22 protein-coding genes and 14 pseudogenes are annotated in these 25,291 nt (G+C 48.8%); 12 read left to right on the top strand and 24 right to left on the bottom strand.

Annotated features, from left to right (window positions below; genetic code table 11):
- The first annotated feature begins 12 nt into the window (after window positions 1-12).
- Window positions 13-936, top strand: a pseudogene (locus tag ACD630_RS10735) (IS5 family transposase).
- 103 nt (window positions 937-1,039) lie between these two features.
- Here ACD630_RS10735 and ACD630_RS10730 read toward each other — a convergent pair.
- On the bottom strand, window positions 1,040-1,198 hold the full coding sequence (locus tag ACD630_RS10730) for an IS630 transposase-related protein (protein ID WP_430359033.1): 159 nt from the start codon (window positions 1,196-1,198) through the stop codon (window positions 1,040-1,042).
- Between the two features lie 144 nt (window positions 1,199-1,342).
- On the opposite strand from ACD630_RS10730, the pseudogene araD reads away from it, so the two are divergent.
- A pseudogene (gene araD / locus ACD630_RS10725) lies at window positions 1,343-1,867 on the top strand (L-ribulose-5-phosphate 4-epimerase AraD); the annotation flags it as partial.
- A 35-nt stretch (window positions 1,868-1,902) separates the two neighbouring features.
- Here the strand turns inward: araD and ACD630_RS10720 are convergent.
- Both ACD630_RS10720 and ACD630_RS10715 read right to left on the bottom strand, forming a co-directional pair.
- Window positions 1,903-2,109: a DNA polymerase III subunit theta gene (locus ACD630_RS10720; RefSeq protein ID WP_430359032.1), complete on the bottom strand. Its 207-nt coding sequence runs from the start codon at window positions 2,107-2,109 to the stop codon at window positions 1,903-1,905.
- A gap of 227 nt (window positions 2,110-2,336) precedes the next feature.
- A pseudogene (locus ACD630_RS10715) lies at window positions 2,337-2,550 on the bottom strand (transposase).
- Window positions 2,551-2,715: 165 nt separating this feature from the next.
- Between ACD630_RS10715 and ACD630_RS10710 the strand changes: the two are divergent.
- Window positions 2,716-3,922: pseudogene (locus ACD630_RS10710) on the top strand (IS256 family transposase).
- A gap of 192 nt (window positions 3,923-4,114) precedes the next feature.
- Here the strand turns inward: ACD630_RS10710 and ACD630_RS10705 are convergent.
- From ACD630_RS10705 to ACD630_RS10695, 3 genes and pseudogenes are all read right to left on the bottom strand, one after another.
- Entirely contained in the window at window positions 4,115-4,297 is a 183-nt protein-coding gene (locus ACD630_RS10705; protein WP_430359031.1) for a hypothetical protein, read from the bottom strand.
- Window positions 4,298-4,308: 11 nt separating this feature from the next.
- Window positions 4,309-4,680 (bottom strand): annotated as a pseudogene (locus ACD630_RS10700) (response regulator); the annotation flags it as partial.
- An 8-nt stretch (window positions 4,681-4,688) separates the two neighbouring features.
- Window positions 4,689-5,115 (bottom strand): annotated as a pseudogene (locus tag ACD630_RS10695) (ATP-binding protein); the annotation flags it as partial.
- A gap of 75 nt (window positions 5,116-5,190) precedes the next feature.
- On the opposite strand from ACD630_RS10695, the pseudogene ACD630_RS10690 reads away from it, so the two are divergent.
- A pseudogene (locus tag ACD630_RS10690) lies at window positions 5,191-5,916 on the top strand (IS5 family transposase); the annotation flags it as partial.
- Between the two features lie 23 nt (window positions 5,917-5,939).
- Here the strand turns inward: ACD630_RS10690 and ACD630_RS10685 are convergent.
- The 4 genes and pseudogenes from ACD630_RS10685 to glnA all read right to left on the bottom strand — a co-directional run bounded on the left by ACD630_RS10685 (window position 5,940) and on the right by glnA (window position 8,679).
- The gene (locus ACD630_RS10685; RefSeq protein ID WP_430359030.1) at window positions 5,940-6,761 is read right to left on the bottom strand and encodes an IS630 family transposase; all 822 of its coding nucleotides are present in this window, start codon (window positions 6,759-6,761) and stop codon (window positions 5,940-5,942) included.
- A 35-nt stretch (window positions 6,762-6,796) separates the two neighbouring features.
- A pseudogene (gene glnL / locus ACD630_RS10680) lies at window positions 6,797-6,937 on the bottom strand (nitrogen regulation protein NR(II)); the annotation flags it as partial.
- 50 nt (window positions 6,938-6,987) lie between these two features.
- Window positions 6,988-7,149: a hypothetical protein gene (locus ACD630_RS10675; RefSeq protein WP_430359029.1), complete on the bottom strand. Its 162-nt coding sequence runs from the start codon at window positions 7,147-7,149 to the stop codon at window positions 6,988-6,990.
- A 120-nt stretch (window positions 7,150-7,269) separates the two neighbouring features.
- On the bottom strand, window positions 7,270-8,679 hold the full coding sequence (gene glnA, locus ACD630_RS10670; RefSeq protein WP_430359028.1) for a glutamate--ammonia ligase: 1,410 nt from the start codon (window positions 8,677-8,679) through the stop codon (window positions 7,270-7,272).
- A 371-nt stretch (window positions 8,680-9,050) separates the two neighbouring features.
- Here glnA and typA point away from each other — a divergent pair, with 371 nt between their 5' ends.
- Window positions 9,051-10,874 (top strand): ribosome-dependent GTPase TypA, encoded by a 1,824-nt coding sequence (typA, locus tag ACD630_RS10665; protein WP_430359027.1) that lies wholly within the window; start codon window positions 9,051-9,053, stop codon window positions 10,872-10,874.
- Window positions 10,875-11,044: 170 nt separating this feature from the next.
- A pseudogene (locus tag ACD630_RS10660) lies at window positions 11,045-11,490 on the top strand (HAD family hydrolase); the annotation flags it as partial.
- Window positions 11,491-11,548: 58 nt separating this feature from the next.
- On the opposite strand, the gene ACD630_RS10655 reads toward ACD630_RS10660, so the two are convergent.
- Window positions 11,549-12,520 carry a hypothetical protein gene (locus ACD630_RS10655; protein ID WP_430359026.1) on the bottom strand — a complete coding sequence of 324 codons (972 nt, stop codon included), beginning with the start codon at window positions 12,518-12,520 and terminating at the stop codon, window positions 11,549-11,551.
- 42 nt (window positions 12,521-12,562) lie between these two features.
- Here ACD630_RS10655 and ACD630_RS10650 point away from each other — a divergent pair.
- Window positions 12,563-13,407 (top strand): annotated as a pseudogene (locus ACD630_RS10650) (YiiD C-terminal domain-containing protein); the annotation flags it as partial.
- Between the two features lie 11 nt (window positions 13,408-13,418).
- Here ACD630_RS10650 and ACD630_RS10645 read toward each other — a convergent pair.
- Complete coding sequence (locus ACD630_RS10645) at window positions 13,419-15,113, bottom strand: AsmA family protein (protein ID WP_430359025.1); 1,695 nt, start codon at window positions 15,111-15,113, stop codon at window positions 13,419-13,421.
- Window positions 15,114-15,358: 245 nt separating this feature from the next.
- Here ACD630_RS10645 and ACD630_RS10640 point away from each other — a divergent pair, with 245 nt between their 5' ends.
- A complete protein-coding gene (locus ACD630_RS10640) occupies window positions 15,359-15,505 on the top strand; it encodes an IS630 transposase-related protein (RefSeq protein ID WP_430359024.1) in 147 nt (48 codons plus the stop codon).
- Window positions 15,506-15,545: 40 nt separating this feature from the next.
- Here ACD630_RS10640 and ACD630_RS10635 read toward each other — a convergent pair.
- Together ACD630_RS10635 and ACD630_RS10630 are read right to left on the bottom strand one after the other, a co-directional pair.
- Window positions 15,546-16,467, bottom strand: a pseudogene (locus ACD630_RS10635) (IS5 family transposase).
- A gap of 272 nt (window positions 16,468-16,739) precedes the next feature.
- A complete protein-coding gene (locus tag ACD630_RS10630; RefSeq protein ID WP_430359023.1) occupies window positions 16,740-16,946 on the bottom strand; it encodes a hypothetical protein in 207 nt (68 codons plus the stop codon).
- 221 nt (window positions 16,947-17,167) lie between these two features.
- Between ACD630_RS10630 and ACD630_RS10625 the strand changes: the two genes are divergently transcribed.
- Window positions 17,168-17,413: a hypothetical protein gene (locus tag ACD630_RS10625; protein ID WP_430359022.1), complete on the top strand. Its 246-nt coding sequence runs from the start codon at window positions 17,168-17,170 to the stop codon at window positions 17,411-17,413.
- A 39-nt stretch (window positions 17,414-17,452) separates the two neighbouring features.
- On the opposite strand, the gene ACD630_RS10620 is transcribed toward ACD630_RS10625, so the two are convergent.
- The 3 genes and pseudogenes from ACD630_RS10620 to ACD630_RS10610 form a co-directional block, all read right to left on the bottom strand.
- Window positions 17,453-17,725 (bottom strand): transposase, encoded by a 273-nt coding sequence (locus ACD630_RS10620; protein ID WP_430359988.1) that lies wholly within the window; start codon window positions 17,723-17,725, stop codon window positions 17,453-17,455.
- A 68-nt stretch (window positions 17,726-17,793) separates the two neighbouring features.
- Window positions 17,794-17,992: pseudogene (locus tag ACD630_RS10615) on the bottom strand (IS256 family transposase); the annotation flags it as partial.
- Window positions 17,986-18,153 (bottom strand): hypothetical protein, encoded by a 168-nt coding sequence (locus ACD630_RS10610; protein ID WP_430359021.1) that lies wholly within the window; start codon window positions 18,151-18,153, stop codon window positions 17,986-17,988. The gene ACD630_RS10610 and the pseudogene ACD630_RS10615, both read right to left, overlap by 7 nt.
- A 120-nt stretch (window positions 18,154-18,273) precedes the next feature.
- Here ACD630_RS10610 and ACD630_RS10605 point away from each other — a divergent pair, with 120 nt between their 5' ends.
- Window positions 18,274-18,420 carry an IS630 transposase-related protein gene (locus tag ACD630_RS10605; protein WP_430359020.1) on the top strand — a complete coding sequence of 49 codons (147 nt, stop codon included), beginning with the start codon at window positions 18,274-18,276 and terminating at the stop codon, window positions 18,418-18,420.
- Between the two features lie 59 nt (window positions 18,421-18,479).
- Here the strand turns inward: ACD630_RS10605 and ACD630_RS10600 are convergent.
- Both ACD630_RS10600 and ACD630_RS10595 read right to left on the bottom strand, forming a co-directional pair.
- Window positions 18,480-18,749, bottom strand: a pseudogene (locus ACD630_RS10600) (GNAT family N-acetyltransferase); the annotation flags it as partial.
- A 23-nt stretch (window positions 18,750-18,772) separates the two neighbouring features.
- Window positions 18,773-19,594 (bottom strand): IS630 family transposase, encoded by an 822-nt coding sequence (locus ACD630_RS10595; protein ID WP_430359019.1) that lies wholly within the window; start codon window positions 19,592-19,594, stop codon window positions 18,773-18,775.
- A gap of 34 nt (window positions 19,595-19,628) precedes the next feature.
- On the opposite strand from ACD630_RS10595, the gene ACD630_RS10590 reads away from it, so the two are divergent.
- Window positions 19,629-19,844, top strand: a complete 216-nt coding sequence (locus tag ACD630_RS10590; protein WP_430359987.1) for a DUF2800 domain-containing protein — start codon at window positions 19,629-19,631, stop codon at window positions 19,842-19,844.
- A gap of 44 nt (window positions 19,845-19,888) precedes the next feature.
- Window positions 19,889-20,236, top strand: a pseudogene (locus ACD630_RS10585) (M3 family metallopeptidase); the annotation flags it as partial.
- Between the two features lie 126 nt (window positions 20,237-20,362).
- Here the strand turns inward: ACD630_RS10585 and glnQ are convergent.
- The 5 genes from glnQ to rhtA form a co-directional block, all read right to left on the bottom strand.
- Window positions 20,363-21,085, bottom strand: a complete 723-nt coding sequence (glnQ, locus tag ACD630_RS10580) for a glutamine ABC transporter ATP-binding protein GlnQ (RefSeq protein ID WP_430359018.1) — start codon at window positions 21,083-21,085, stop codon at window positions 20,363-20,365.
- On the bottom strand, window positions 21,082-21,741 hold the full coding sequence (gene glnP / locus ACD630_RS10575) for a glutamine ABC transporter permease GlnP (RefSeq protein WP_430359017.1): 660 nt from the start codon (window positions 21,739-21,741) through the stop codon (window positions 21,082-21,084). Before glnP ends, glnQ begins: the two co-directional genes overlap by 4 nt.
- A gap of 26 nt (window positions 21,742-21,767) precedes the next feature.
- Entirely contained in the window at window positions 21,768-22,511 is a 744-nt protein-coding gene (gene glnH, locus ACD630_RS10570) for a glutamine ABC transporter substrate-binding protein GlnH (protein WP_430359016.1), read from the bottom strand.
- Between the two features lie 539 nt (window positions 22,512-23,050).
- Entirely contained in the window at window positions 23,051-23,563 is a 513-nt protein-coding gene (gene dps / locus ACD630_RS10565) for a DNA starvation/stationary phase protection protein Dps (protein WP_430359015.1), read from the bottom strand.
- 341 nt (window positions 23,564-23,904) lie between these two features.
- Entirely contained in the window at window positions 23,905-24,786 is an 882-nt protein-coding gene (rhtA, locus tag ACD630_RS10560; RefSeq protein ID WP_430359986.1) for a threonine/homoserine exporter RhtA, read from the bottom strand.
- Between the last annotated feature and the right edge of the window lie 505 nt (window positions 24,787-25,291).

Genomic DNA, 25,291 nt, shown 5'->3' with positions numbered 1-25,291 from the left:
AATCAGGTCTCCATGGCAAAACAAAATTTTAAAATCACCAACTGGCCCTCTTATAACAAGGCCCTCAAGCAGCGCGGTTCTCTAACCGTATGGCTAGATGAATCAGCCATTGCTGCATGGATGGAAAAAAACACTACTGAACGGCGTGGACGACCGCTCCACTACTCAGATATGGCCATCACCACAGTCCTGATGATGAAACGCGTGTTTGACCTTTCATTGAGGGCTTTACAGGGCTTTGGTGACTCGATTTTTAAACTGATTAAATTGTCGCTGCATTGTCCAGACTATTCGCTGCTCAGCAAGCGAGCAAAGACAGTGAACATCAGCATAAAAACGCCAACCCGTGGTGAAATCTCACATCTGGTCATTGATGGAACCGCCCTGAAGGTCTTTGGCGAAGGCGAATGGAAAGTCCGGCAGCATGGTGCCGACAGACGCAGGGTATGGCGTAAGCTGCACCTGGCAGTAGACAGTGTGACGCATGAGATTATCTGTGCGGATTTGTCGCTCAGTGGTACGACTGATGCCCAAGCTCTACCGGCGCTGATAAACCAGACCCACCGGAAAATCAGAGAGGCATCGGCTGACGGCGCTTAGGATACAGTTTACTGCTATGATGCTCTGGTGAGGAAGAAAATAAGGCCGCTTATCCCGCCACGAAGGGGGGCGCAATATTGGCAAGATCGCTACCACGAGCGTAACCCCGCTGTTGCAAATCAGCGCATTAGCGGTAGTAACGATATCTGGAAAAAGAAAGTGGGCTATCACCGGCGCTCAGTGGCTGAAACGGCCATGTTCCGGTTCAAAAGGCTTCTGGGTGGTCATCTAAGTCTGAGAGACTACGATGGTCAGGTGGGTGAAGCCATGGCCATGGTCAAAGCGCTTAACCTGATCACGCTATTAGGAATGCCGAACAGTATTCGCATCACGTAACAATCGACCCGTATGGGGCGCAGTCGTTACAAGTTCTGATTTATTCAACAAAGCCCATCTGGTATTGTTCAACATCTTTTATCAACTCGGATTTATCGATCTTTCACTGACGCGTGGTCGATGCTTTTGACGCTATTTGATTAATCCAACGCGATACAGAGGCAGGGCCAATCCGAAATTGCTTCGCTGTTTCTCGGATACTCAACCCTTCTTCTTCCGCTGTAGATATCACTTTACGTCTAAAATCAATTGAATAGCTCATTTAAATAATGTAATCAAAATTAAGTCGTTTAGCTATAAAGGGTAATGCGTAGCAGATCGTAGCAGGGTTTTTAGCCAGTTAGCCCATAGGTGCGGCACTCCGACTCCCCGACAATATCCTATCGGATGAAAGGGGGCGAATGATGTTAGAGAACTCAAACAGCAGGTGCTGGAGGCGAATCTGGCGCTGCCAGCGCATCAGCTGGTGACCCTTACCTGGGGAAATGTCAGTGCAGTCGATCGTCATCAGGGGCTGATGGTCATCAAACCGTCGGGGGTGGCTTACCCGGTGATGACCGCCGAAGATATGGTGGTGGAGCTGGCAACCGGGAGCGTGGTTGAAGGAAGCAAGAAGCCTTCATCAGATTCAGATACACATCGCGTGCTCTATCTGGCGTTTGATCAGATTGCTGGCATTGTGCATACGCACTCACGCCATGCGACAATTTGGGCGCAGGCGGGCAAAGATTTGCCGACCTTTGGCACCACCCATGCCGATTACTTTTATGGCGCAATCCCTTGCACCCGTCTGATGACAGACGCGGAGATCGACGGCTGCTATGAATGGGAAACGGGGAATGTGATTGTAGAAACCTTTCATCAACGCCGGCTTTCCCCTTTGGATATCCCCGCCGTGCTTGTCAACGCACATGGCCCCTTCGCCTATGGCATAAAGGAAAGCAGAGTGCCGCTGCAATCCTTACATCACTCAACCAGCGTTTGCGCTTTATAGATGCTCCGGTAATGCGCTAACCGAGCTTCAAAATAGGCTCTTTTTTCTGGTGGGATTTTCTGGGCGATTGTTTCTGCGCATATTTCGCGCTTCTGGCTTTCCATAAAGGCGACTGTCGATGCAGCAAAATCTGCATACTTGTCACTATATTCGAGAATCATCTTTTCAAAATTAATCATACCAACAGATCCTACCTTGTGGTCAGCACCATGCTGTATTAAAAATATACAACACCCTGTGCAAAGCACCTTGTAAGCGACACAGAAAAACATTGCAGCAGCTCACAAAGTGAGCAGTCAATTTTCCTATCACGCGATATGCAGGTAACGCTGGATGCCACGTTCCCAAATGCCGTATAGTTTGTCTTTGCTGACAGGTATAGATAAACGACTTAATTTTGATTACACTATATGGACTGAGAACAAAATCTCTGTATCGCAACCACTCTCTCTTTTTTTGCTTGTGCCCATTTATGCTCAATGGGGTTAAGATCTGGCGAATATGTAGGCAAATACTCCACCATAATACCCTGCATCGATGATGACTTGTTGAATATTGTGTTTTTTGTGAAAAGTTGCATTGTCCATCACGATTACCCTGTTTTTAGGGAGTACTGGGATAAGGACTTGTGTGACCCAGGAATAGAAAACATCGCTGTTAATATTGATATCAAATAATCCGATAGCAAACAGCGTTGTGCCTTATAAAGCGCCGAGCCTGTACACGAGATTGTGTAATTGCCTAGTTTTTATATGTTCAATCCAACATCAAAAGCAGGTTACTTTATGGACGAAAAACAGTTACAGGCTCTTGCTAACGAGCTGGCCAAAAATCTCAAAACCCCTGACGCTCTCAACCCGTTTGATCGCCTGCTGAAAAAGATCAGCGTTGAAGCTGCCCTTAATGCTGAAATGACCCATCACCTCGGGCATGAGAAGCCCCAGTCCAAATCTGGAACTAACACGCGCAATGGCTACTCCACAAAGACTGTTACCACCGGCGATGGTCCGCTGGAACTGCGTACACCACGTGATCGTAATGGTTCCTTTGAACCGCAACTGCTGAAGAAGAAGCAGACCCGGCTCACCGGGATGGATAACCAGATTTTATCGTTGTATGCCAAAGGGATGACCACCCGCAAAATTGCCGCTGCGTTCAAAGAACTGTATGACGCGGATGTCTCACCCGCCCTGGTATCGAAGGTCACCGATGCCGTTATGGAGCAGGTTGTTGAATGGCAAAATCGCCCCCTAGATGCGGTTTATCCCAGTTTACCTTGACTGTATCGTTCTGAAAGTCCGGCAGGACAGCCGCGTTATCAATAAGTCTGTGTTCTTGGCGCTGGGTATCAATATCGAAGGCCAGAAAGAGCTACTGAGGATGTGGCTGGCCGAAAATGAAGGTGCAAAGTTCTGGCTGAACGTGCTGACAGAACTGAAAAACCGTGGCCTGACCGACATCCTCATTGCCTGTGTGGACGGCCTGAAAGGGTTCCCGGATGCCATCAACACGGTCTACCCGGAAGCCCGCATCCAGTTGTGCATCGTGCACATGGTGCGCAACAGTCTGCGCTTCGTTGCCTGGAAGGACTATAAGGTGGTAACACGCGACCTCAAAGCAGTGTATCAGGCTCCAGCCGAAGAGGCCGCGCTTCAGGCGCTGGAGACGTTCGGTGGGACATGGGATCACCGCTGTCCGCAGATAAGCCGGAGCTGGCAGTCAAACTGGGCCAACCTGTCGACATTCTTCTCGTACCCGCAGGAACTTCGCAAGGTAATCTACACGACGAACGCCATAGAATCACTGAACAGCGTGCTCCGGCATGCAATCAAGAAACGCAAGGTGTTCCCGACTGATGACTCGGTGAAGAAGGTCGTATGGCTGGTAATCCAGGCGGCATCACAGAAATGGACGATGCCCTTACAGGACTGGCGTATGGCAATGAGTCGCTTTATTATCGAGTTCGGTGACCGTCTTGACGGTCACTTCTGAGGAAAGGCATTTACACAAAATCTTAAACAGGCTCTAATAAAGCGCCGATATAGCAAACCGACATTATTTTGATAACAGCCAGCTATGCTTTTTTGCCGCATATCAGGGCATCTGTTGTAATCATTTTTAAGTAGGTTGGCTATAGTTCATCTCATTGACCGTGAAGGTGACTCTATCGGGCATATGCGCACATTAAGCTCCCAAGGAATATGTTGGCTTATCCGGGGAAAGGAAGGGCATTGGGCCGAGTGGGGCGGTGACACCCGTAAAATTTGTGAAATTGCAGACGATCTGCCATTTGTAGCCAAGCGACATTATTTTGATAACAATTAGCTGTATTTTTTTGCCACATATCAGAGTATTGGCTGTAATCATTTTTAAGTCGGTTGGCTATAGTGACTGATCGCACGCTCAACCAAAGCGACAGCTTCATCGATATCAAACGGTTTTGGCAGGTAATCAAATGCACCCTGTTGGTAAGCGCTTACCTCAGCATCCAGATCGGAGTGCGCGGTCATAATAATCACTGGCAGCATCGGATGACGCTGTTTGATCTGTTGCAGCAGCGCCAGACCGTCCATGCCCGGCATGCGAATATCGGACAGCAGTACATCTGGCGTTTGGGTTGCCAGCGTGTGCAGCGCCTGATTTCCGTTATCAAAGGTGGCACAGGTCAACCCCGCCCCAGTGAGCGTGCGCTCCAGCACCCAATGGATGGAGCTATCGTCATCGACAATCCAGACTATCCCTCGTTGCATCGTGAACCTCACTGGCGAATGGGCAGGTAAACCGAGAATTCGGTATGGCCTAGCCAACTGTTAAATTCAATTTTTTCCGAATGCTGATCGATCAAGCTGCGCGCGATCGATAATCCCAGCCCAGTGCCGCCTTCGCGACCGCTTATAGCCAAGCGACATTATTTTGATAACAATTAGCTGTATTTTTTTGCCACATATCAGGGCATTGGCTGTAATCATTTTTAAGTCGCTTGTCTATACCATTGGGTAAAACAGCGTGTCTTGCAACTGTGCAGGGACGCCAGGACCATCGTCTTCGATATCAATACGCGCCGCCAAGCGATAGCGCATGCCGTGCAGCGTGAGTTGAAAAGCGGTGCGCGTGTGCAGCGTAATGGTGCCGCCTTCTTTACCCAGCGCCTGGAGCGCGTTGCGGGTAATGTTTAGCAGCACTTGGGCTTTGTTGAATAAATAGAACTTTTGGGTAATCATCGGAGCAGATCAACACAGTTGTTTCAAAATCAGGTCTCCATGGCAAAACAAAATTTTAAAATCACCAACTGGCCCTCTTATAACAAGGCCCTCAAGCAGCGCGCTTCTCTAACCGTATGGCTAGATGAATCAGCCATTGCTGCATGGACGGAAAAAAACACTACTGAACGGCGTGGACGACCGCTCCACTACTCAGATATGGCCATCACCACAGTCCTGATGATGAAACGCGTGTTTGGCCTTTCATTGAGGGCTTTACAGGGCTTTGGTGACTCGATTTTTAAACTGATTAAATTGTCGCTCCATTGTCCAGACTATTCACTGCTCAGCAAGCGAGCAAAGACAGTGAACATCAGCATAAAAACGCCAACCCGTGGTGAAATCTCACATCTGCTCATTGATGGAACCGGCCTGAAGGTCTTTGGCGAAGGCGAATGGAAAGTCCGGCAGCATGGTGCCGACAGACGCAGGGTATGGCGTAAGCTGCACCTGGCAGTAGACAGTGTGACGCATGAGATTATCTGTGCGGATTTGTCGCTCAGTGGTACGACTGATGCCCAAGCTCTACCGGCGCTGATAAACCAGACCCACCGGAAAATCAGAGAGGCATCGGCTGACGGCGCTTAGGATACAGTTTACTGCTATGATGCTCTGCTGAGGAAGAAAATAAAGCCGCTTATCCCGCCACGAAGGGGGGCGCAATATTGGCAAGATCGCTACCACGAGCGTAACCACGCTGTTGCAAATCAGCGCATTAGCGGTAGTATAGCCAAGCGACTTAATTTTGATTACACCATATGGACTGAGAACAAAATCTCTGTATCGCAACCACTCTCTCTTTTTTTGCTTTTTGCTTGTGCCCATTTATGCTCAATGGGGTTAAGATCTGGCGAATATGTAGGCAAATACTCCACCATATACCCTGCATCGATGATGACTTGTTGAATATTATGTTTTTTGTGAAAAGTTGCATTGTCCATCACGATTACCCTGTTTTTAGGGAGTACTGGGATAAGGACTTGTGTGACCCAGGAATAGAAAACATCGCTGTTAATATTGATATCAAATAATCCGATAGCAAACAGCGTTGTGCCTAATAAAGCGCCGATAACATTTGTTCTTCCCTTGGCTCCCCCGTTCTTCAGGCCAAAACACCGTTGACCTTTTGGGGAATAGCCGTGGGTCCGTGGGGTATCGTGTGGAAAACCACTTTCATCAATAAAAAACAATGGGTTTACCTTCTTTTTCATACTGTTGTATTTTTTGTTGAAATGCTTACCGGGCGCTTCCGTCGGCTTTCGGATGACGTAGTTTTTTTTATAGGTCAATCCCAGCTTTTTAAGAGCTTGCCAAATGGCCTTCTGACAAACGCCAAAACGCTCTGCACGTTCTTTTTGGTAAGCATCTGGATATGGTTCAACATCTTTTATCAACTCGGATTTATCGCTCTTTCGCTGACGCGTGGTCGATGCTTTTGACGCTATTTGATTAATCCAACGCGATACAGAGGCAGGGCCAATCCGAAATTGCTTCGCTGTTTCTCGGATACTCAACCCTTCTTCTTCCCGTGTAGATATCACTTTACGTCTAAAATCAATTGAATAGCTCATTTAAATAATGTAATCAAAATTAAGTCGTTTAGCTATAATTTGCGTGAACTTTGCGCCAGCAGCTGCTGGGCAGCCGGATTGGAATAGTGGATTGCCAAGTCGTTATCCAGTAATAAAATACTATTGATCAAAGAATTGAGGATCTGCCCAGCATCGGGCAGCGTGCCTGTTGCCATAACGCAGACTCCTGCACCCTCGCGGTGCATTGTAGTGTAGATGATGGATGTTACGTCGCAATGGCCAATATTGATGATAAAGAAATAAGGCCGGTGGTGAAAAAAGCCCATCCGAAGATGGGCTGAAAAGTTTCCACGGCAACAAAAACAAACTTCTTATATAGCCAAGCGATATTATTTTGATAACAATTAGCTGTATTTTTTTGCCACATATCAGGGCATTGGCTGTAATCATTTTTAAGTCGGTTGGCTATAATTCTGTTGATGCTCGCTCATGGCAGGGTTCAGCACGCCCACCACACCGAGGTAAATCATAGGTACGCAGTCGTTGATTAAACGCTGTAGTACAGTTCGAACTCAACCGGGTGCGGCGTCATGCGAACGCGATCGTTCTCTTCACGGCGCAGACCGATGTAAGCATCGATAGCGTCGTCAGTGAACACGCCGCCCGCCGTCAGGAATGCACGGTCAGCGTCCAGCGCGTTCAGTGCTTCTTCCAGAGAGCCTGCAACCTGTGGGATTTCATTCGGTTCTTCCGGCGGTAGATCGTACAGGTTTTTGTCCATGGCATCGCCAGGGTGGATCTTGTTCTTGATGCCATCCAGGCCAGCCATCAGCAGTGCTGCGAAGCACAGGTACGGGTTAGCCGCCGGGTCTGGGAAGCGTACTTCGATACGTGCAGCTTTCGGGCTGGAAACGAACGGGATACGGATAGAAGCAGAACGGTTACGTGCGGAGTACGCCAGCATTACAGGAGCTTCATAACCCGGAACCAAACGCTTGTAAGAGTTGGTGGTCGGGTTGGACAGGGCGTTGATCGCTTTAGCATGTTTGATGACACCGCCGATGTAGAACAGTGCTTCTTCAGACAGGCCAGCGTATTTGTCGCCGGAGAATTTGTTGGTGCCGCCTTTGGACAGGGACATATGGCAGTGCATGCCAGAGCCGTTGTCACCGAACATCGGTTTCGGCATAAAGGTGGCTGTTTTGCCGTAAGCGTGCGCTACGTTGTGAACAACGTATTTGTAGATCTGAATTTCGTCCGCTTTTTTGGTCATGGTGTTGAAGCGGGTTGCCACTTCGTTCTGACCAGCCGTTGCCACTTCGTGGTGGTGAGCTTCAACAACCAGACCCATTTGTTCCATTACCTGGCACATCTGAGAACGGATGTCTTGTGCGGAGTCAACCGGTGGAACAGGGAAGTAACCGCCTTTCACTGCCGGACGGTGGCCTTTGTTGCCGCCTTCGTATTTTGTGCCGGAGTTCCAGGCACCTTCGATGTCATCGATAGCAACGTGAGAGCCGGAGATGCTGGTGCCGAAACGAATGTCGTCAAACAGGAAGAATTCAGGTTCTGGTCCAAACAGAACGGTATCCGCGATACCGGTGGAGCGCAGGTACTCTTCAGCGCGTTTCGCGATGGAGCGCGGGTCGCGATCGTAACCTTGCATGGTGTTCGGTTCCAGAATGTCACAACGAATAATCAGCGTCGTGTCTTCATAGAACGGGTCCAGCACAGCGGTGCTTGCGTCAGGCATCAGCACCATGTCGGATTCGTTGATACCTTTCCAGCCACCAATGGAGGAGCCGTCGAACATTTTGCCTTCTTCGAAGAAATCAGCGCTAACCTGGTGAGCTGGAATGGTGACGTGCTGCTCTTTACCCTTGGTATCGGTAAAGCGTAAGTCGACGAATTTAACTTCGTGCTCGTTCAGCATCGTCAAAACATGTTCTGCGGACATACTTGGATCTCCCGATTTGTCATTTATCGTCGTGGAACGAATATCGTTATGGAATGATGTTTGTTACCGTAATAGGGTTTAGGCTAAAATCATGTCAACTCTACGCATGGGGTTGGGAGGCGTTGTTTTCAGGCTTTCATTGAAGGCAGTGCCTGCACCATTAGCGTTCGTTGCACTATTATGGTTCATAATCACCAAAATAGTGTACTGTTTGTGTGCGTTTGTTTACTTTCTCTGCGCCGTTGCACCGTGAAAGGGATCACAAAGCAAGCACCCCTAGGTTGTTTATCGCTTAGGAGTGTGATCTTGTTTGGTCCCTCGCTTAATCCGTGTACAATAGTGCGCTATTTCTAAGTGCTTGAGGCAAAGCTGTGATCGAGAATTTGCGTAACATTGCTATTATTGCGCACGTTGACCATGGGAAAACTACCCTAGTTGACAAGCTGCTACAACAATCTGGAACATTGGGTGAACGAAATGACGCCACTGAGCGCGTTATGGACTCCAACGATCTGGAAAAAGAACGCGGTATCACCATTCTGGCGAAAAACACCGCCATTAACTGGAGAGATTACCGTATCAATATCGTTGACACCCCAGGACACGCCGATTTCGGTGGTGAAGTGGAGCGTGTAATGTCCATGGTCGATTCAGTACTGCTGCTGGTAGACGCAATGGACGGCCCGATGCCCCAGACCCGTTTCGTTACCCAAAAAGCTTTTGACTATGGCCTGAAACCGATCGTGGTCATCAACAAAGTTGACCGTCCGCGCGCGCGCCCTGACTGGGTCGTCGATCAGGTGTTCGATCTGTTCGTCAACCTGGGTGCTACTGACGAGCAACTGGATTTCCCTATCGTTTACGCGTCTGCGTTGATGGGTATCGCCGGTTTGGATCACGAAGAGATGGTGGAAGACATGACGCCGCTGTTCGAAGCGATCGTCAAACACGTTGAAGCACCGAACGTCGATCTGGACGGTCCGCTGCAAATGCAAATCTCCCAGCTGGACTACAACAGCTATGTGGGTGTTATCGGTATCGGCCGTATCAAACGCGGTCGCGTTAAATTGAACCAGCAAGTGACGATTATCGATGCGGAAGGTAAACGCCGTAACGGTAAAGTGGGTCAGGTGTTGGGACATTTGGGTTTGCAACGTATCGAATCTAGCGTCGCAGAAGCGGGCGATATCATCGCTATCACCGGTCTGGGTGAACTGAACATCTCCGACACCATCTGTGATACCGCTAACGTTGAAGCTCTGCCTCCGCTGTCGGTGGATGAGCCGACCGTTACCATGTCTTTCGGGGTTAACACCTCGCCGTTCTGCGGTAAAGAAGGCAAGTTCGTGACCTCTCGTCAGATTCTGGATCGTCTGAAGAAAGAGCTGGTACACAACGTTGCGCTGCGCGTAGAAGAAACCGAAGACCCGGATACCTTCCGTGTGTCTGGTCGTGGCGAACTGCACCTGTCAGTGCTGATCGAAAACATGCGTCGTGAAGGTTTCGAACTGGCAGTTTCTCGCCCGAAAGTTATCTTCCGTGACATCGATGGTCGCCGTCAGGAACCCTTCGAACAAGTTACCGTCGATATCGAAGATCAGCATCAGGGTTCCGTTATGGAAGCGCTGGGCCTGCGTAAAGGCGAAATGCGTGACATGAACCCGGACGGTAAAGGCCGTGTGCGTCTGGATTACATCATTCCAAGCCGTGGTTTGATTGGCTTCCGTACCGACTTTATGACCATGACCTCCGGTACTGGCCTGCTGTACTCCACCTTTAGCCACTACGACGATGTGCGTCCGGGCGATATCGGCCAGCGTCAGAACGGTGTGCTGATCTCTAACGGTCAGGGTAAAGCGGTAGCCTATGCGCTGTTCAGCTTGCAGGAACGCGGCAAATTGTTCTTGGGCCACGGTGCAGAAGTGTATGAAGGCCAGATCATCGGTATTCACACCCGCTCCAATGACCTGACGGTTAACTGCCTGACAGGTAAAAAACTGACCAACATGCGTGCTTCCGGTACTGATGAAGCCACCGTGCTGGTGCCAGCGGTGAAAATGTCGCTGGAGCAAGCGTTGGAATTTATCGATGACGATGAATTGGTTGAAGTGACTCCGCAGTCTATTCGTCTGCGTAAACGTCACCTGACCGAAAATGATCGCCGTCGCGCCAACCGCGGGCCGAAAGAGGGCTAATCCGCCGCTCTTTACAAAACCGTTCTAGGGCCCTTTCAGGCGCCCTGCCTTTTTCCAATCCCGCCTGCCCGCCGTGAGTATTTCGTATACGTTTTAGTTATGTTCCTCCCTGTTCAGCCGCCATGTTTCCCGCTACAGTGAAAAAACAACCATGACGTCTGGAGGGCGAAATGCTTTATATCTTTGATTTGGTTAACGTTGTCATTGATATCGATTTCAACCGTGTGTTGGGCGTGTGGAGTAAGCTGAGCGGTGTGCCACTCGCCACGCTGAAAGAGCGCTTTACCATGGATGAAACCTTTGAACTGCATGAGCGTGGTGAGATCAGTGATGAAGAATTTTGTGCCCGACTGAGTCAGGAAATGGGCATGCTGCTGAGCTACGAGCAGTTTACGGCGGGCTGGCAGGCCATTTTTGTTGCGCTGCGTCCTGAGGTACTGGATGTGATGCAGCAGCTGCGCCAGCAAGGACATCGCGCCGTGATTTTGTCTAACACCAATCGCCTGCACTGCGCGCATTGGCCCGCCCTGTTTCCAGAAGTGGCCCATGCTGCTGATTATCCTATCTGTCACAGGATATCGGGATGCGTAAACCGGAGGCGAGAATTTATCAGTATAGCCAACCGACTTAAAAATGATTACAGCCAATGCCCTGATATGTGGAAAAAAATACAGCTAATTGTTATCAAAATAATGTCGCTTGGCTATAACGTTTGTGAGCAGCATCCAGCGTCCGATAAATTTACCGTGAGTATCGGTAAGGAGAACCACAACTAATCTGAGTGTCAGAGCTACGCCTGGCTGAACTTTCACTCGCCGTCCGGTGTTCTTGTCTTTCCGTTTCGCTTTTGCTGTTCGCGTTATGATCACGGATGTTTCCCCGATCTCCATATTGGCTTTTTTCCCTTTCCAGCCAACCTGTCCGTTTGCGATAAATGGCAGATCGTCTGCAATTTCACCAATTTTACGGGTGTCACCGCCCCACTCAGCCCGATGCCCTTCCTTTCCCCGGATAAGCCAACATATTCCCTGGGAGCTTAATGTGCGCATATGCCCGATAGAGTCACCTTCACGGTCAATGAGATGAACTAACTTCATTGGCTTTTTCCCGGTATCAAGAGACTCAACGCGGGCGATATCAGCCGTCAAAGCATCCATATGAGTCAGACTCTCAGACAAGCCCTCGGTTAGCGTTGAACGACAACTCGCCCTATCGGTTAGAGTTTGAGACAGGGGTGCTATTGGTAAACCATTTGCAGCATCAACCAGTAGGCGGGTTTGTAGTTCATAACCGACGTCGCCACCATGCGTCATTTTCAAACGTTCTTCTTTCCCATTGTGGGTACGAAACTGTAAATGAGACCAGTCGTAAACGACGGGAGCGTATGGATGCGGGCTAAGTTCAACCTGCCGGAGAGTCAGCGAAATAATCGGTTCATTGAGCTGAGTGAAGCTAATACGTTCATTATTAAAAAAACGCCAAACGGCTTGAGTAGTGGCGAATGTTGTTTTCTGCGCGCAGGCAAGGTCTTTAACGGCTGACGCCAATGGTGCTGGGGGAGTCATGTGTTGGTTAACCAGACGCTGATAACGCCGTTTAAGGCGGGCATCAATCCCGCCGATGGATAAGTTGAGATCATGCAGCAACGTAATAGCAGATATTGCAAAAGATGTGTAGATACCTATGCCATTAATGCCGATAACGAAGCCACCATTCGCTTTATGGCGGTGCATCCCGGCGTGCGGTGCAAAGGGCTGGGCACACTGGTAGCTATAGCTAAGCGACATTATTTTGATAACAATTAGCTGTATTTTTTTGCCCCATATCAGGGCATTGGCTGTAATCATTTTTAAGTCGGTTGGCTATATGACGTTGGAGTCCGTCGCGCGTCAGGAAGGCGTCAAGCGCGTGGTATGCAGCGCGCGGGAAGATGCCGTGGCGTTCTTTAGCAAGCTGGGCTTTTCCCTGCAAGGGGAGATCAGCGCACCGCAACCCCCCGTGCGTCATTATCTGATGACCAAACCCATTGCTTCACTGGAGATATCCTGCATCGCCCTGATTGGTGCACACAGTTGCAGCAAACCTAGTATGACCATATCCAGCTCAGTGAAAAAATGGGCGTGCGAATCAACCAATACACTGGGCAAAAATTTATCATCACCATGCTGGAAACGGGCAACCAGAATCCGCACCATACGCTGTTTGGCGGTAGCCTGTTTTCATTGGCGACGCTGAGGGGATGGGGACTGATTTGGTTATTGCTGCGTGAATGGCATCTGGGGAGCACCATCATTCTGGCCGATGCGCATATCCGTTACAGCTCGCCGATTACCGGCCGCCCCAGCGCAGTGGCCGTCTAGGCTCGCTGAGCAGCAACCTTACGCGTCTGGTGCGCGGGCTTAAAGCGCGCGTGCAGCTGAACGTTGAGCTGTTTGGCGATGATAAGGCCGGTGCGGTGTTTGAAGGCGTGTATATCGTGCTACCCGCGCAGCCTGCCGATCCCTTGGAACAAGGCGGCTCGGAAGCGGGGTAGCGGTACGGTCATTAGTGCGCGCTGCTCACTTCACCGTGTTGAATCTGCTGCCTTACGCCGGTGCCATCACTGGTTGTCCCCTGTAACAGACCGTTCAGCGTCGGTTTAAGCGGCGTGTTGGCGGCCAGATTTCCCGTTAAACTCAGCTGCAGATTGCTGTCGGCGCTGGAAAGGGTTTCAGGCGCTTGCCAGCCCCAGTGTGTCAAAGTATCCATCGGCACTGAACGCCCGGTTAATGACAGTGTGAACGCGCGGCCTGGCTGTTGCTCAATAGTGGCCTGCGCCTCGAGCAGACCACGTTGCGTAAATGCACTCAGTTCGGTAATGGCTATTTGCGCATCGCCGGCGTTTAGCGCGAGAGAAGGGCGGCGCACATCGAGTTTGTTGAAGGTGGCATCGCTGGCGTTCAGGTTCAGTGTACCCTGCCAAACGCCCCACTGGTGCTGACGCGCCAGCAACAGATTATTGCCGTAGCCATCCAGCGCGGTGAGCTGGAACGGGAAATCCGGGTTGATGTCGATGAGCAGGTTGCGGTTAGCGCGGAACTTCTTTACCTCAACATCTCTCAGCCAGTCCGGTAATGTCTTCTGCCAGCGCTCACGCCAGTCCATGGGCAGGGTATACTCCATCCCAGCGACCACGACTTCATTCAAGGTCAGACGGTGGTTATTGCGCGTCCACATGCCATCGGTGCGCATCAAACCGCCTTCCCAACGGGTTGTAAACTGTTTGATAGCCACCCCTTGCGGCGAAACGGCAAGGTTAACAATAGGGTCAATCAGGTGCATGCTTCCGTTGACGATGTCGCTGGCATTAAACGACAGCGTGCCGTCGTCGCTTTCCCAGCTGTGCTGGCGGAAGGTGATATTTTGCAACGTGACGTCGAGATCGCTAAACGCCCAGCCGGGCCCTTCAATGTGGGCATCCACCATATCGAAGCGGGAAACCGCTACCGAAGGCAGTTCGGCCACCGGCTGCCACAAATCTTCCAGCGATTTTGCGGTTTGTAAACGCACATTGCTCAGGCGCAGGTTATCCACCTGCCAACTGCCATCTTCTGCACGTCGGGCATTACCGGTTAACTGACCGCCCGCAACGTCTGTACCAAAATTGGTTAACGTGAGCTGGTTGTTGTTGATTTCACCCTGAATCAGCACCTGGCTGGCGGGAACGTCATTGAGGCGCAGCGAGCGAGCGCTGAGTTGAAAATTACCCTGCGTGCCGAGCAGATGTCCCTGTTCTGGCTGCCAGGGGGTGATGCCACCGTTAATTTGCTGCCCGTTCAGCGACCAATCACCGTCTTGCGATTGCAGCGCCATGGTGCGCAATTGCAGCACATCGGCCATGAACGGAACGGCAATGCTGTTGCCAGGCAGCAGATTTAAGGTACCGCCTTCCAGTTCCAGGCTGGCAAAGTGGCTCGGTTCTGTCAGCTGGCGTGCGCTTAAACCAAAGTATATTTTACGTGCCGCCAGGGTCAACGGCTGCCCTTTGACGCCAAAGGTGACATCGCTGAACAAGATATGGTCAGTTTCTGACCAGTTATGCTCGATTTTTCCCAGCGTTAACTGGTAGTCGGTATTGTCATTTACCCAAGAAGTGACGCGGTTTGCGGCCCAGTGGGTTTGCAACACAACGTACACGATGACCAGTGCCAACAGGGCTAGCAACAGCAAGGTGAGCAGTAGTTTCCCGAGAAATTTCATCGTATCAGTCCATGCCTTGTCATCGTGAGTACTTGTGTTATGCCGCAATTCTTCCTGCGTCTCAATACTTAACCGTGGTTACAGACAATAAAAAACGGCCAGTGTTTCCACACTGGCCATTTTATCATACCCAAGTTGGACGCTATTGCCTCTGCCTAGTTTTATTTTTCTTCGTGCGGGAAGACAAGATTAAGAACAATCGCGGTAATATAGCAAAACGACTTAATTTTGATTGCATTATTTAAATGAGCTATTCAATTGATTTTAGACGTAAAGTGATATCTACACGGGAAGAAGAAGGGTTGAGTATCCGAGAAACAGCGAAGCAATTTCGGATTGGCCCTGCCTCTGTATCGCGTTGGATTAATCAAATTAGAGGCTTTGTTGAATAAATCAGAACTTGTAACGACTGCGCCCCATACGGGTCGATTGTTACGTGATGCGAATACTGTTCGGCATTTCTAATAGCGTGATCAGGTTAAGCGCTTTGACCATGGCCATGGCTTCACCCACCTGAGCATCGTAGTCTCTCAGACTTAGATGACCACCCAGAAGCCTCTTGAACCGGAACATGGCCGTTTCAGCCACTGAGCGCCGGTGATACCCACTTTCTTTTTCCAGATATCGTTACTACCGCTAATGCGCTGATTTGCAACAGCGGGGTTACGCTCGTGGTAGCGATCTTGCCAATATTGCGCCCCCCTTCGTGGCGGGATAAGCGGCCTTATTTTCTTCCTCAGCAGAGCATCATAGCAGTAAACTGTATCGTAAGCGCCGTCAGCCGATGCCTCTCTGATTTTCCGGTGGGTCTGGTTTATAAGCGCCGGTAGAGCTTGGGCATCAGTCGTACCACTGAGCGACAAATCCGCACAGATAATCTCATGCGTCACACTGTCTACTGCCAGGTGCAGCTTACGCCATACCTGCGTCTGTCGGCACCATGCTGCCTGACTTTCCATTCGCCTTCGCCAAAGACCTTCAGGCCGGTTCCATCAATGACCAGATGTGAGATTTCACCATGGGTTGGCGTTTTTATGCTGATGTTCACTGTCTTTGCTCGCTTGCTGAGCAGCGAATAGTCTGGACAATGGAGCGACAATTTAATCAGTTTAAAAATCGAGTCACCAAAGCCCTGTAAAGCCCTCAATGAAAGGCCAAACACGCGTTTCATCATCAGGACTGTGGTGATGGTCATATCTGAGTAGTGGAGCGGTCGTCCACGCCGTTCAGTAGTGTTTTTTTCCGTCCATGCAGCAATGGCTGATTCATCTAGCCATACGGTTAGAGAAGCGCGCTGCTTGAGGGCCTTGTTATAAGAGGGCAAGTTGGTGATTTTAAAATTTTGTTTTGCCATGGAGACCTGATTTTGAAACAACTGTGTTGATCTGCTCCGATGATTACCCAAAAGTTCTATTTATTCAACAAAGCAGAATGCATGATCAAACGCAGCTTTGGTATACCAGAGTTTGGCTTTGTTGAATAAACATATTTTATGCTGCACCCCCGGTGAAACGACAGATCCTCGCAACGCAAAATCATGCAGTTAGGCCTCATAAGAAAACTGTAAACCTGAGGTGAAAAGCATTTTCTACCAAAACTGGCTTGGCAAAACAGCATGACTCACTATTATTCAACAAAGCCCCAGAGGTTCATAAAGTTAACACTTGGGGCATTTTGCTTGATAAAGCGTAACAGATCGGCGGCGGCGTGCGTATCTTTTCCAAATGCTGCTTTGGTTGCATTACCCAGCATCACATTATAGCAAACCGACTTAAAAATGATTACAACAGATGTCCTGATATGCGGCAAAAAAGTATAGCTGGCTGTTATCAAAATAATGTCGGTTTGCTATAGCAGCACAGCGCTCATCGTCGAACGGCATGAATGAGGAGCTCAGCGACATCTTTATTTAAGTCGTCGATGTCCACAATTTCGGTGGGCAATCCTGTGTATAAAGTGAGGGTATTTCGCGCAGGTCGCTACCAGCACGGGTGACAGCACGCCTGTCAAAACGGTTGTATTTTAACCACGCCACGCAGACTTCACTTTTCCTGTTGTGGTATGTTGATGCTGACTGTACACAACCGGGGCGGAAAAAGATGGACAGAGAAATGCTGGCAGAGTGGCTGCGGGATATTGCCCAACATATAGAAGGGGAAAGCCCACTGATTCGTGATGTCAGTGTGGATGATGCCCTTTCAGATGAGGGGCTGGCCAGAAAGATCATCACCATCACGTTCAATGCGCCTAGTCGTGCTCCACAGCCTGAAGAAAACGTCAGCGATATCCCCCGACACTAAAAACAGCGCGGACGATATAGCAAAGCGACTTAATTTTGATTACATCATATGGACTGAGAAGAAAATCTCTGTATCGCAACCACTCTCTCTTTTTTTGCTTTTTGCTTGTGCCCATTTATGCTCAATTGGGTTAAGATCTGGCGAATATGTAGGCAAATACTCCACCATATACCCTGCATCGATGATGACTTGTTGAATATTATGTTTTTTGTGAAAAGTTGCATTGTCCATCACGATTACCCTGTTTTTAGAGAGTACTGGGATAAGGACTTGTGTGACCCAGGAATAGAAAACATCGCTGTTAATATTGATATCAAATAATCCGATAGCAAACAGCGTTGTGCCTGAGCCTGTTTAAGATTTTGTGTAAATGCCTTTCCTCAGAAGTGACCATCAAGACGGTCACCGAACTCGATAATAAAGCGACTCATTGCCATACGCCAGTCCTGTAAGGGCATCGTCCATTTCTGTGATGCCGCCTGGATTGCCAGCCACGACCTTCTTCACCGAGTCATCAGTCGGGAACACCTTGCGTTTCTTGATTGCATGCAGGAGCACGCTGTTCAGTGATTCTATAGCCAAGCGACATTGTTTTGATAACAATTAGCTGTATTTTTTTGCCACATATCAGGGCATTGTCTGTAATCATTTTTAAGTCGGTTGGCTATACGAATGAGTTCATGCAAGGGATCACCGGCAATATCTGGTTCTGCGGAGACCTGTAGGGTAGACTTTTTCATGGGGTATCATCTCTCTGTTGTTGAAATCATCCACGAAATCAATCAGCAGGATACGCCACCCTCCCCGAAACCCCGTACACCAGAAATGAGCATAACTCGCGAAAGATCGATAAATCCGAGTTGATAAAAGATGTTGAACCATATCCAGATGCTTACCAAAAAGAACGTGCAGAGCGTTTTGGCGTTTGTCAGAAGGCCATTTGGCAAGCTCTTAAAAAGCTGGGATTGACCTATATAGCCAAGCGACATTATTTTGATAACAATTAGCTGTATTTTTTTGCCACATATCAGGGCATTGGCTGTAATCATTTTTAAGTCGGTTGGCTATAGCTGCCGTCGGGCGCGCTGGCATAATCAGGAATTTCCCCCAGATAGCGATATCCCTGCATGCGGTAAAAGGCTTCTGCCGGAGAACCCGCCTGAGTATCCAGATACAGCAGGCCACGATTGAGTTCAAAGGCGGTTGTTTCAAGCACCGACAGTAGTTTGCGGCCAATACCCTAGCGACGCACACGGCTGTGTACCAGCAGTTTTTGCACCTCTGCTCGGTTCAACCCATTGCTTTTCTGGCACAGTTCAAGCTGCACGCTTCCGATATAGCAAAGCGACTTAATTTTGATTACACCATATGGACTGAGAACAAAATCTCTGTATCGCAACCACTCTCTCTTTTTTTGCTTTTTGCTTGTGCCCATTTATGCTCAATGGGGTTAAGATCTGGCGAATATGTAGGCAAATACTCCAGCATACACCCTGCATCGATGATGACTTGTTGAATATTATGTTTTTTGTGAAAAGTTGCATTGTCCATCACGATTACACTGTTTTTAGGGAGTACTGGGATAAGGACTTGTGTGACCCAGGAATAGAAAACATCGCTGTTAATATTGATATCAAATAATCCGATAGCAAACAGCGTGGTGCCTAATAAAGCGCCGATAACATTTGTTCTTCCCTTGGCTCCCCCGTTCTTCAGGCCAAAACACCGTTGACCTTTTGGGGAATAGCCGTGAGTCCGTGGGGTATCGTGTGGAAAACCACTTTCATCAATAAAAACAATGGGTTTGCCTTCTTTTTCATACTGTTGTATTTTTTGTTGAAATGCTTGCCGGGCGCTTTCGTCGACTTTCGGATGACGTAGCGTTTTTTTATAGGTCAATCCCAGCTTTTTAAGAGCTTGCCAAATGGCCTTCTGACAAACGCCAAAACGCTCTGCACGTTCTTTTTGGTGAGCATCTGGATATGGTTCAACATCTTTTATCAACTCGGATTTATCGCTCTTTCGCTGACGCGTGGTCGATGCTTTTGACGCTATTTGATTAATCCAACGCGATACAGAGGCAGGGCCAATCCGAAATTGCTTCGCTGTTTCTCGGATACTCAACCCTTCTTCTTCCCGTGTAGATATCACTTTACGTCTAAAATCAATTGAATAGCTCATTTAAATAATGTAATCAAAATTAAGTCGTTTAGCTATACACCGGGTACGCATGTTTATTCACCAGCCCCACATCAACCACATAAACCACGTCAGCGAATACGAATGCAGCGTACAGAATCTGGAGGAGTTCGGGCAGAACGTGAAAGCCATCGCTGCCGATGTGCTGCAACTGGCAGACGACGCCGGGAAAAACGGCCCGGATATAGCCAACCGACTTAAAAATGATTACAGCCAATGCCCTGATATGTAGCAAAAAATACAGCTAATTGTTATCAAAATAATGTCGCTTGGCTATATCTTACGGATAACCCAGCCATTGGCCCTGATCTGACTCTGCATTACTGGCATCCTGGCAACAGCGTCAGCCATGATGACACGTTGCGCAGTTTGATAGGCGAAGGGTTCAATCCGGCGTATCTGGCCGAGGCCTGTAATTTGACGATTGAGCAGGTGTGGCAGCAGGCACAAGCGACTATCCAGCATGCTGCCCAGCATCCTCAACCTGTGGCTGATGCCGATTTGAATGCCCACATTCGTATTGTCGATGGTACGCGGATATTGGCAGACAATCGGGATGGCGATAGTGCGATGTGTGAGGCGTTTGCGGCGTTCATTGAACGCGAATACCCGTATACAGAGTGAGTCTCTAAATCGGGTGCGTGTCTGGCCGCCGCGTGGTGATTTCGGCGGGCAACGCAAGGGGCGCTGGCAAAGAGAAGGAGAGCCCGGTAAGGTGCTCCCCCTTTTTAATGCACTCTTGCGACAGTATCAGGAGACATGCTGCAAGAACTCACGCAACCGCTCACTGGGAGGATTAGTGATCAGCTCTTCAGGATCGCCATCTTGTGCGATACGGCCTTTATCAATGAAAATCAATCGTGAAGCGACTTTATGAGCGAATCCCACTTCGTGCGTAACGATGACCATGGTCATGCCTTCGTCCGCAAGATCTTTCATTACTGTCAGTACTTCGTGACGTAATTCTGGATCGAGTGCCGAGGTTGGCTCATCAAACAGCATCAGTTTGGGTTTGACGGCGAGTGAACGTGCAATTGCTACGCGCTGCTGCTGTCCGCCAGAAAGTTCGGACGGAAAGTGGTTCGCACGTTCAGGAAGGCCCACTTTCACCAACAGTTCCAGTGCCAACTTCTCGGCTTCCGCTTTGCTGGCTCCGCGTACGCGAATTGGACCAAATGCCACGTTTTCCAGCGCGGTCAGATGCGGGAAAAGATAAAATTGTTGAAACACCATACCTGCTTCCTGGCGGATAAGACGCTCATCAACTTTAGGATCGTTCACTTTCAGACCGTCGACAATCAGCCCACCGCTGGTAATTTCTTCCAGCTTATTGATGCAGCGCAGCAGCGTGGATTTACCGGAGCCTGAGGGGCCGATAATCACCACCACTTCACCCTGGTTGATATTCAGATTGATGTCATGCAACACCTTTGTCTGACCAAAGTGTTTAGAAACGTTCTTGAATTCAATCATATAATCTTAAGTTTTCTTTCCAGCTGACGCAAAATGAAACTCAGTACCAAGGTAATGACAAGGTAAATCACCGCAACCGCACTCCAGATTTCCAGTACGCGAAAATTGCCCGCAATGATTTCTTGCCCGGAACGCGTCAGTTCCGCCACGCCGATAACGATGAACAGCGAGGTATCTTTGATACTGATGATCCATTGGTTGCCTAATGGCGGTAACATCCGGCGCAACGCCAACGGTGCAATCACATGGCGTAGCGTATCGCGTTTTGATAACCCCAGTGCCAAACCCGCCTCACGAAACCCTTTGTGAATCGACAATACCGATCCGCGCGTAATTTCCGCGATATAGGCACCTGAGTTGATCATGATGGTGACTACCGCAGCAGCGAAGGGATCGATACGCACCGACGTCAGGATCATCGGCAAGGCGAAGTAAATAAACATGACTTGTACAACAATCGGTGTACCGCGGATGATTTCAATAAACACCAACGCGATCTTGTTGGAAATCCAACTCCCGTAGACGCGGGCAAAGCCCGCGACGACACCGATAACCAAGCCACCCAGCAGACCCAGCACGGAAATCAGCAAGGTCATTTTTGCCCCTTCTAACAGAAGTGGCAGAGAAGGCCAGATGGCACTCCAATCAAACTGCATGAACGTTCTCCAGACTGATACGGCAATTATTTCGGTTCAGTGCCGAACCATTTTTTATAAATTTCAGCATAGGTGCCGTTGTCACGCAGCGTTTGCAATGCCGCATTCACTCTTTCACGCAGTGCGCTGCCTTTCGGGAAGGCGACACCGTATTGCTGTGCCTTGATGGAATCACCCACCGCTTTAAACTGACCGCTGCCTGCTGTTTTGATGAAGTACAGGATATTCGGAGTATCATGCAGTACCGCATCGGCACGACCGACACCTAACTCCATGTAAGCATTGTCAATATTTGGGAACTGCCGCAGTTCTTTGGTCTTGATATTGGCCTTGGCGTAGTCAACTGAACCGGTACCACTTTTCACTGCCACTACTTTGCCCGCCAGATCCTGTTCACCCTGAATGCTGGCGTTATCTGATTTTACCATGACCAGCAAGCTGCTGTTGTAATAACCCTCAGAAAAATCGACGGCACGTTTACGTTCTTCCGTAATGGTGATGCCGGCCAGCGCCAAGTCAACGTTGCGGGTTTGCAGTGCAGGAATGATACCTGCGAAATCCATCGGTTTCAGGGTGTATTCCAGTTTCAACTCTTTAGCGATAGCGTCCCAGAGATAGATGTCAAAGCCGACGTATTTATCGCCTTGCTTGAACTCGAAGGGAACAAGCGCTGTGTCTGTGGCAACGATGAGAGGCTTGTCCGCCGCGTAGCTGGAAACGCTCATGGTCAGCGCCAGCGCTGCCAATGAGGCCTTAAGTACTGATTTCATCCGATCCTTCCTAATTAGCCGTTTGTGGGAAGCCTGTTTCAAGCAGGCACTACTAATAATAGTATTTAAGGAAAAAGCTGTAGAAACAGAGGGTTATATTTTATAACTCCTTGTTTTTATTCAGTGTCGCCAATGCATGCAAACGTCGCCTCCGGCACGGGACGCCGCTATGAATAACTGATTATGCTGCGAGACACAACCGTTGATTGTGTTTGAAGGGATAAAAGCTAACTTTTTGTACGAATTTTAAGAGGAAAATGGGCTTTGTTGAATAAACATATTTTATGCTGCACCCCCAGTGAAACGACAGATCCTCGCAACGCAAAATCATGCAGTTAGGCCTCATAAGAAAACTGTAAACCTAAGGTGAGAAGCATTTTATACCAAAACCGGCTGGCAAAACAGCATGACTCACTATTATTCAACAAAGCTAGGAAAATGTATGAATGGCAGGATAGATAAACCCTGATGGAATAGATAGGCCATCGCAACGCGATGTCGACGATGGCCTAATGCTAATTATTTATAGAATGCCACGGTTATTCTGCGATGTTGGCTTCGATAAACCACAGGAATTTATCCAGATCGCGAGAAGCTGCCGTTAACATATCCGCACTGTCTTCATCTTCTGTTTTCGCAATAGCACTGCGGACTTCGTTTGCGACAACGCTGTAACGCTCCGCCAATGCTTTCAGATGATCCTGTACACTGTGGATATTGGTCGGGTAGCTTTTCAGCGAGGTTTCTTTATTAATGACCTGCACTGTACCCAGTGCGACGCCACCCAGTTGTACTACGCGCTCTGCCAACGTATCCAGATGGTCGGTCAGTGCGGTACGAAAGCCATCTAGCATTTCGTGAACGGCGATGAAATTGGCACCGCGCATGTTCCAGTGGGCTTGCTTGGTGATCAATGACAAATCGATTAAATCGACAACTAACTTGTCCAACAGTTTGATGGTGGATGTTTTAACGTGCTCATTCAGATTATTGCGCGTATAGATATAGATGAGGTCGGATGCTGCTGCTTTTAGCAATTTAGCCGTAGCCATAAGGTATCTCCTCCTAATAAATGAAGTAATAATCTGACTGCTCAATGGAAATAACTATAGCAGAATTCGAAGCAGGCAATAACAAGGTAATACCTATTATAGAAATTGCCCATGCACTATGTAGGTGTATGTCTTTTTGACTGATTTTATTATAGAAATCCCACGTCATTATTATAGCAAATAACGATAATGAATGAGAATTATTTAGCTCTTATAATAACTTGTGCCTATTCTGGCGTCACTGTCATTTGCGATGCAATATATCTGAAAGGGGCCTTCTCTTGCCGCAGTCTGCCGCCTGCAAGAGAAGAAACGCGATTGAATTCTGAAGGGGGTGCGTGTCAGCTTTGGGCGCTATCAGTGATGCGTGCTCGTTTTGCTGTGAGCGTAGCACCGAGGGAAGCGGCGATGATACAAAACAGCGCTACCCATTGCGTCAGCAACAGGTGCTCACCGAGAAACAGAATCCCGGATAGGGCGGCAATGGCGGGTTCCATGCTCATCAATGTGCTGAAGGTTTTGGCGGGGAGACGGGTCAGTGCCATCATTTCCAGCGAGTAGGGCAGTGCCGTGGAGAGGATCGCGATGGCGATACCAAGCGGCAGAATGGCAGGGGAGAGCAATGAAGTATCTGCAAAATAAGCCCCCAGTGGGCAAAACACCACGGCCGCAACCAATGAGCCAATCGCCACTGTCGCCGGGCCATGGTTAGCGCCTGCGCTTTTTCCGAACACGATATATAACGCCCAGCAGGCACCTGCGCCGATGGCGCAGAGTGCGCCTTGCATATCGACGTTGGCAATGTCGTTATCTAGCGGTAATAGAAACCACATACCAGTTAGTGCCAAAAGGATCCAAAGGAAATCAAGCGCCCTACGCGACGAAAATAGGGCCACGGCCAGCGGGCCGGTAAATTCAAGCGCGACCGCTACACCCAGTGGAACAGTCCGAATAGAGAGATAAAACAAAAAGTTCATGCCACCGAGGGTCAGGCCGTATAGCAGCAGCGGTAATCGATTCCCCTGAATACGCATGCGCCACGGTTTAAAAACAATGCATAAAATCAGAGCTCCAAGCCCAAGGCGCAGCGCTGTAACGCCGGGAGCCCCTATCAGCGGAAACAGGTTTTTCGCTAAAGCAGCCCCACTTTGGATGGAAAGCATCGCAATCACGATAAGAAGAACAGGCAACAGCGTCGAGCCGCGCAAAGCAGATAAGGTCATCCTTTGGGCCTTGATAAACAGGGAAGAAGTCATGATGGTGTGAGAAAGTACGTCCATAAATTATGATCTTTTCCACACTAATTATAGTATAAATGATTTGTCGGCACTACGCTTAATTTAATTGGCTTTTATTTACGATATATTTATTTACGGTGTGGAATGAATTGCGGCCTGTATATTAACTGAATGCAACATTAAGATTTGTCTGTATTTTACTGTCGGGTGGAAATTAATTTTAGTTTCGTGGTCAGCATTTTTTAGTGATTATAAATCATTCTGTTACGTGTTTTATGAAAATTTTTATTACATTTGTAAGCGGTTTGATAAATATTTAATGCGCAGCACATCAGGTTTTTTTTATATTAAGTCTGCTTAAACTTCTTTCATAAGATGAATTCGAGGGGCTTTGTTGAATAAACATATTTTATGCTGCACCCCCGGTGAAACGACAGATCCTCGCAACGCAAAATCATGCAGTTAGGCTTCATAAGAAAACTGTAAACCT

Source organism: Symbiopectobacterium sp. RP (assembly GCF_050472005.1).
In the GTDB taxonomy this organism is placed as follows: Bacteria; Pseudomonadota; Gammaproteobacteria; order Enterobacterales; family Enterobacteriaceae; genus Symbiopectobacterium.
This window is presented reverse-complemented; position numbering and strand designations above follow the sequence as displayed.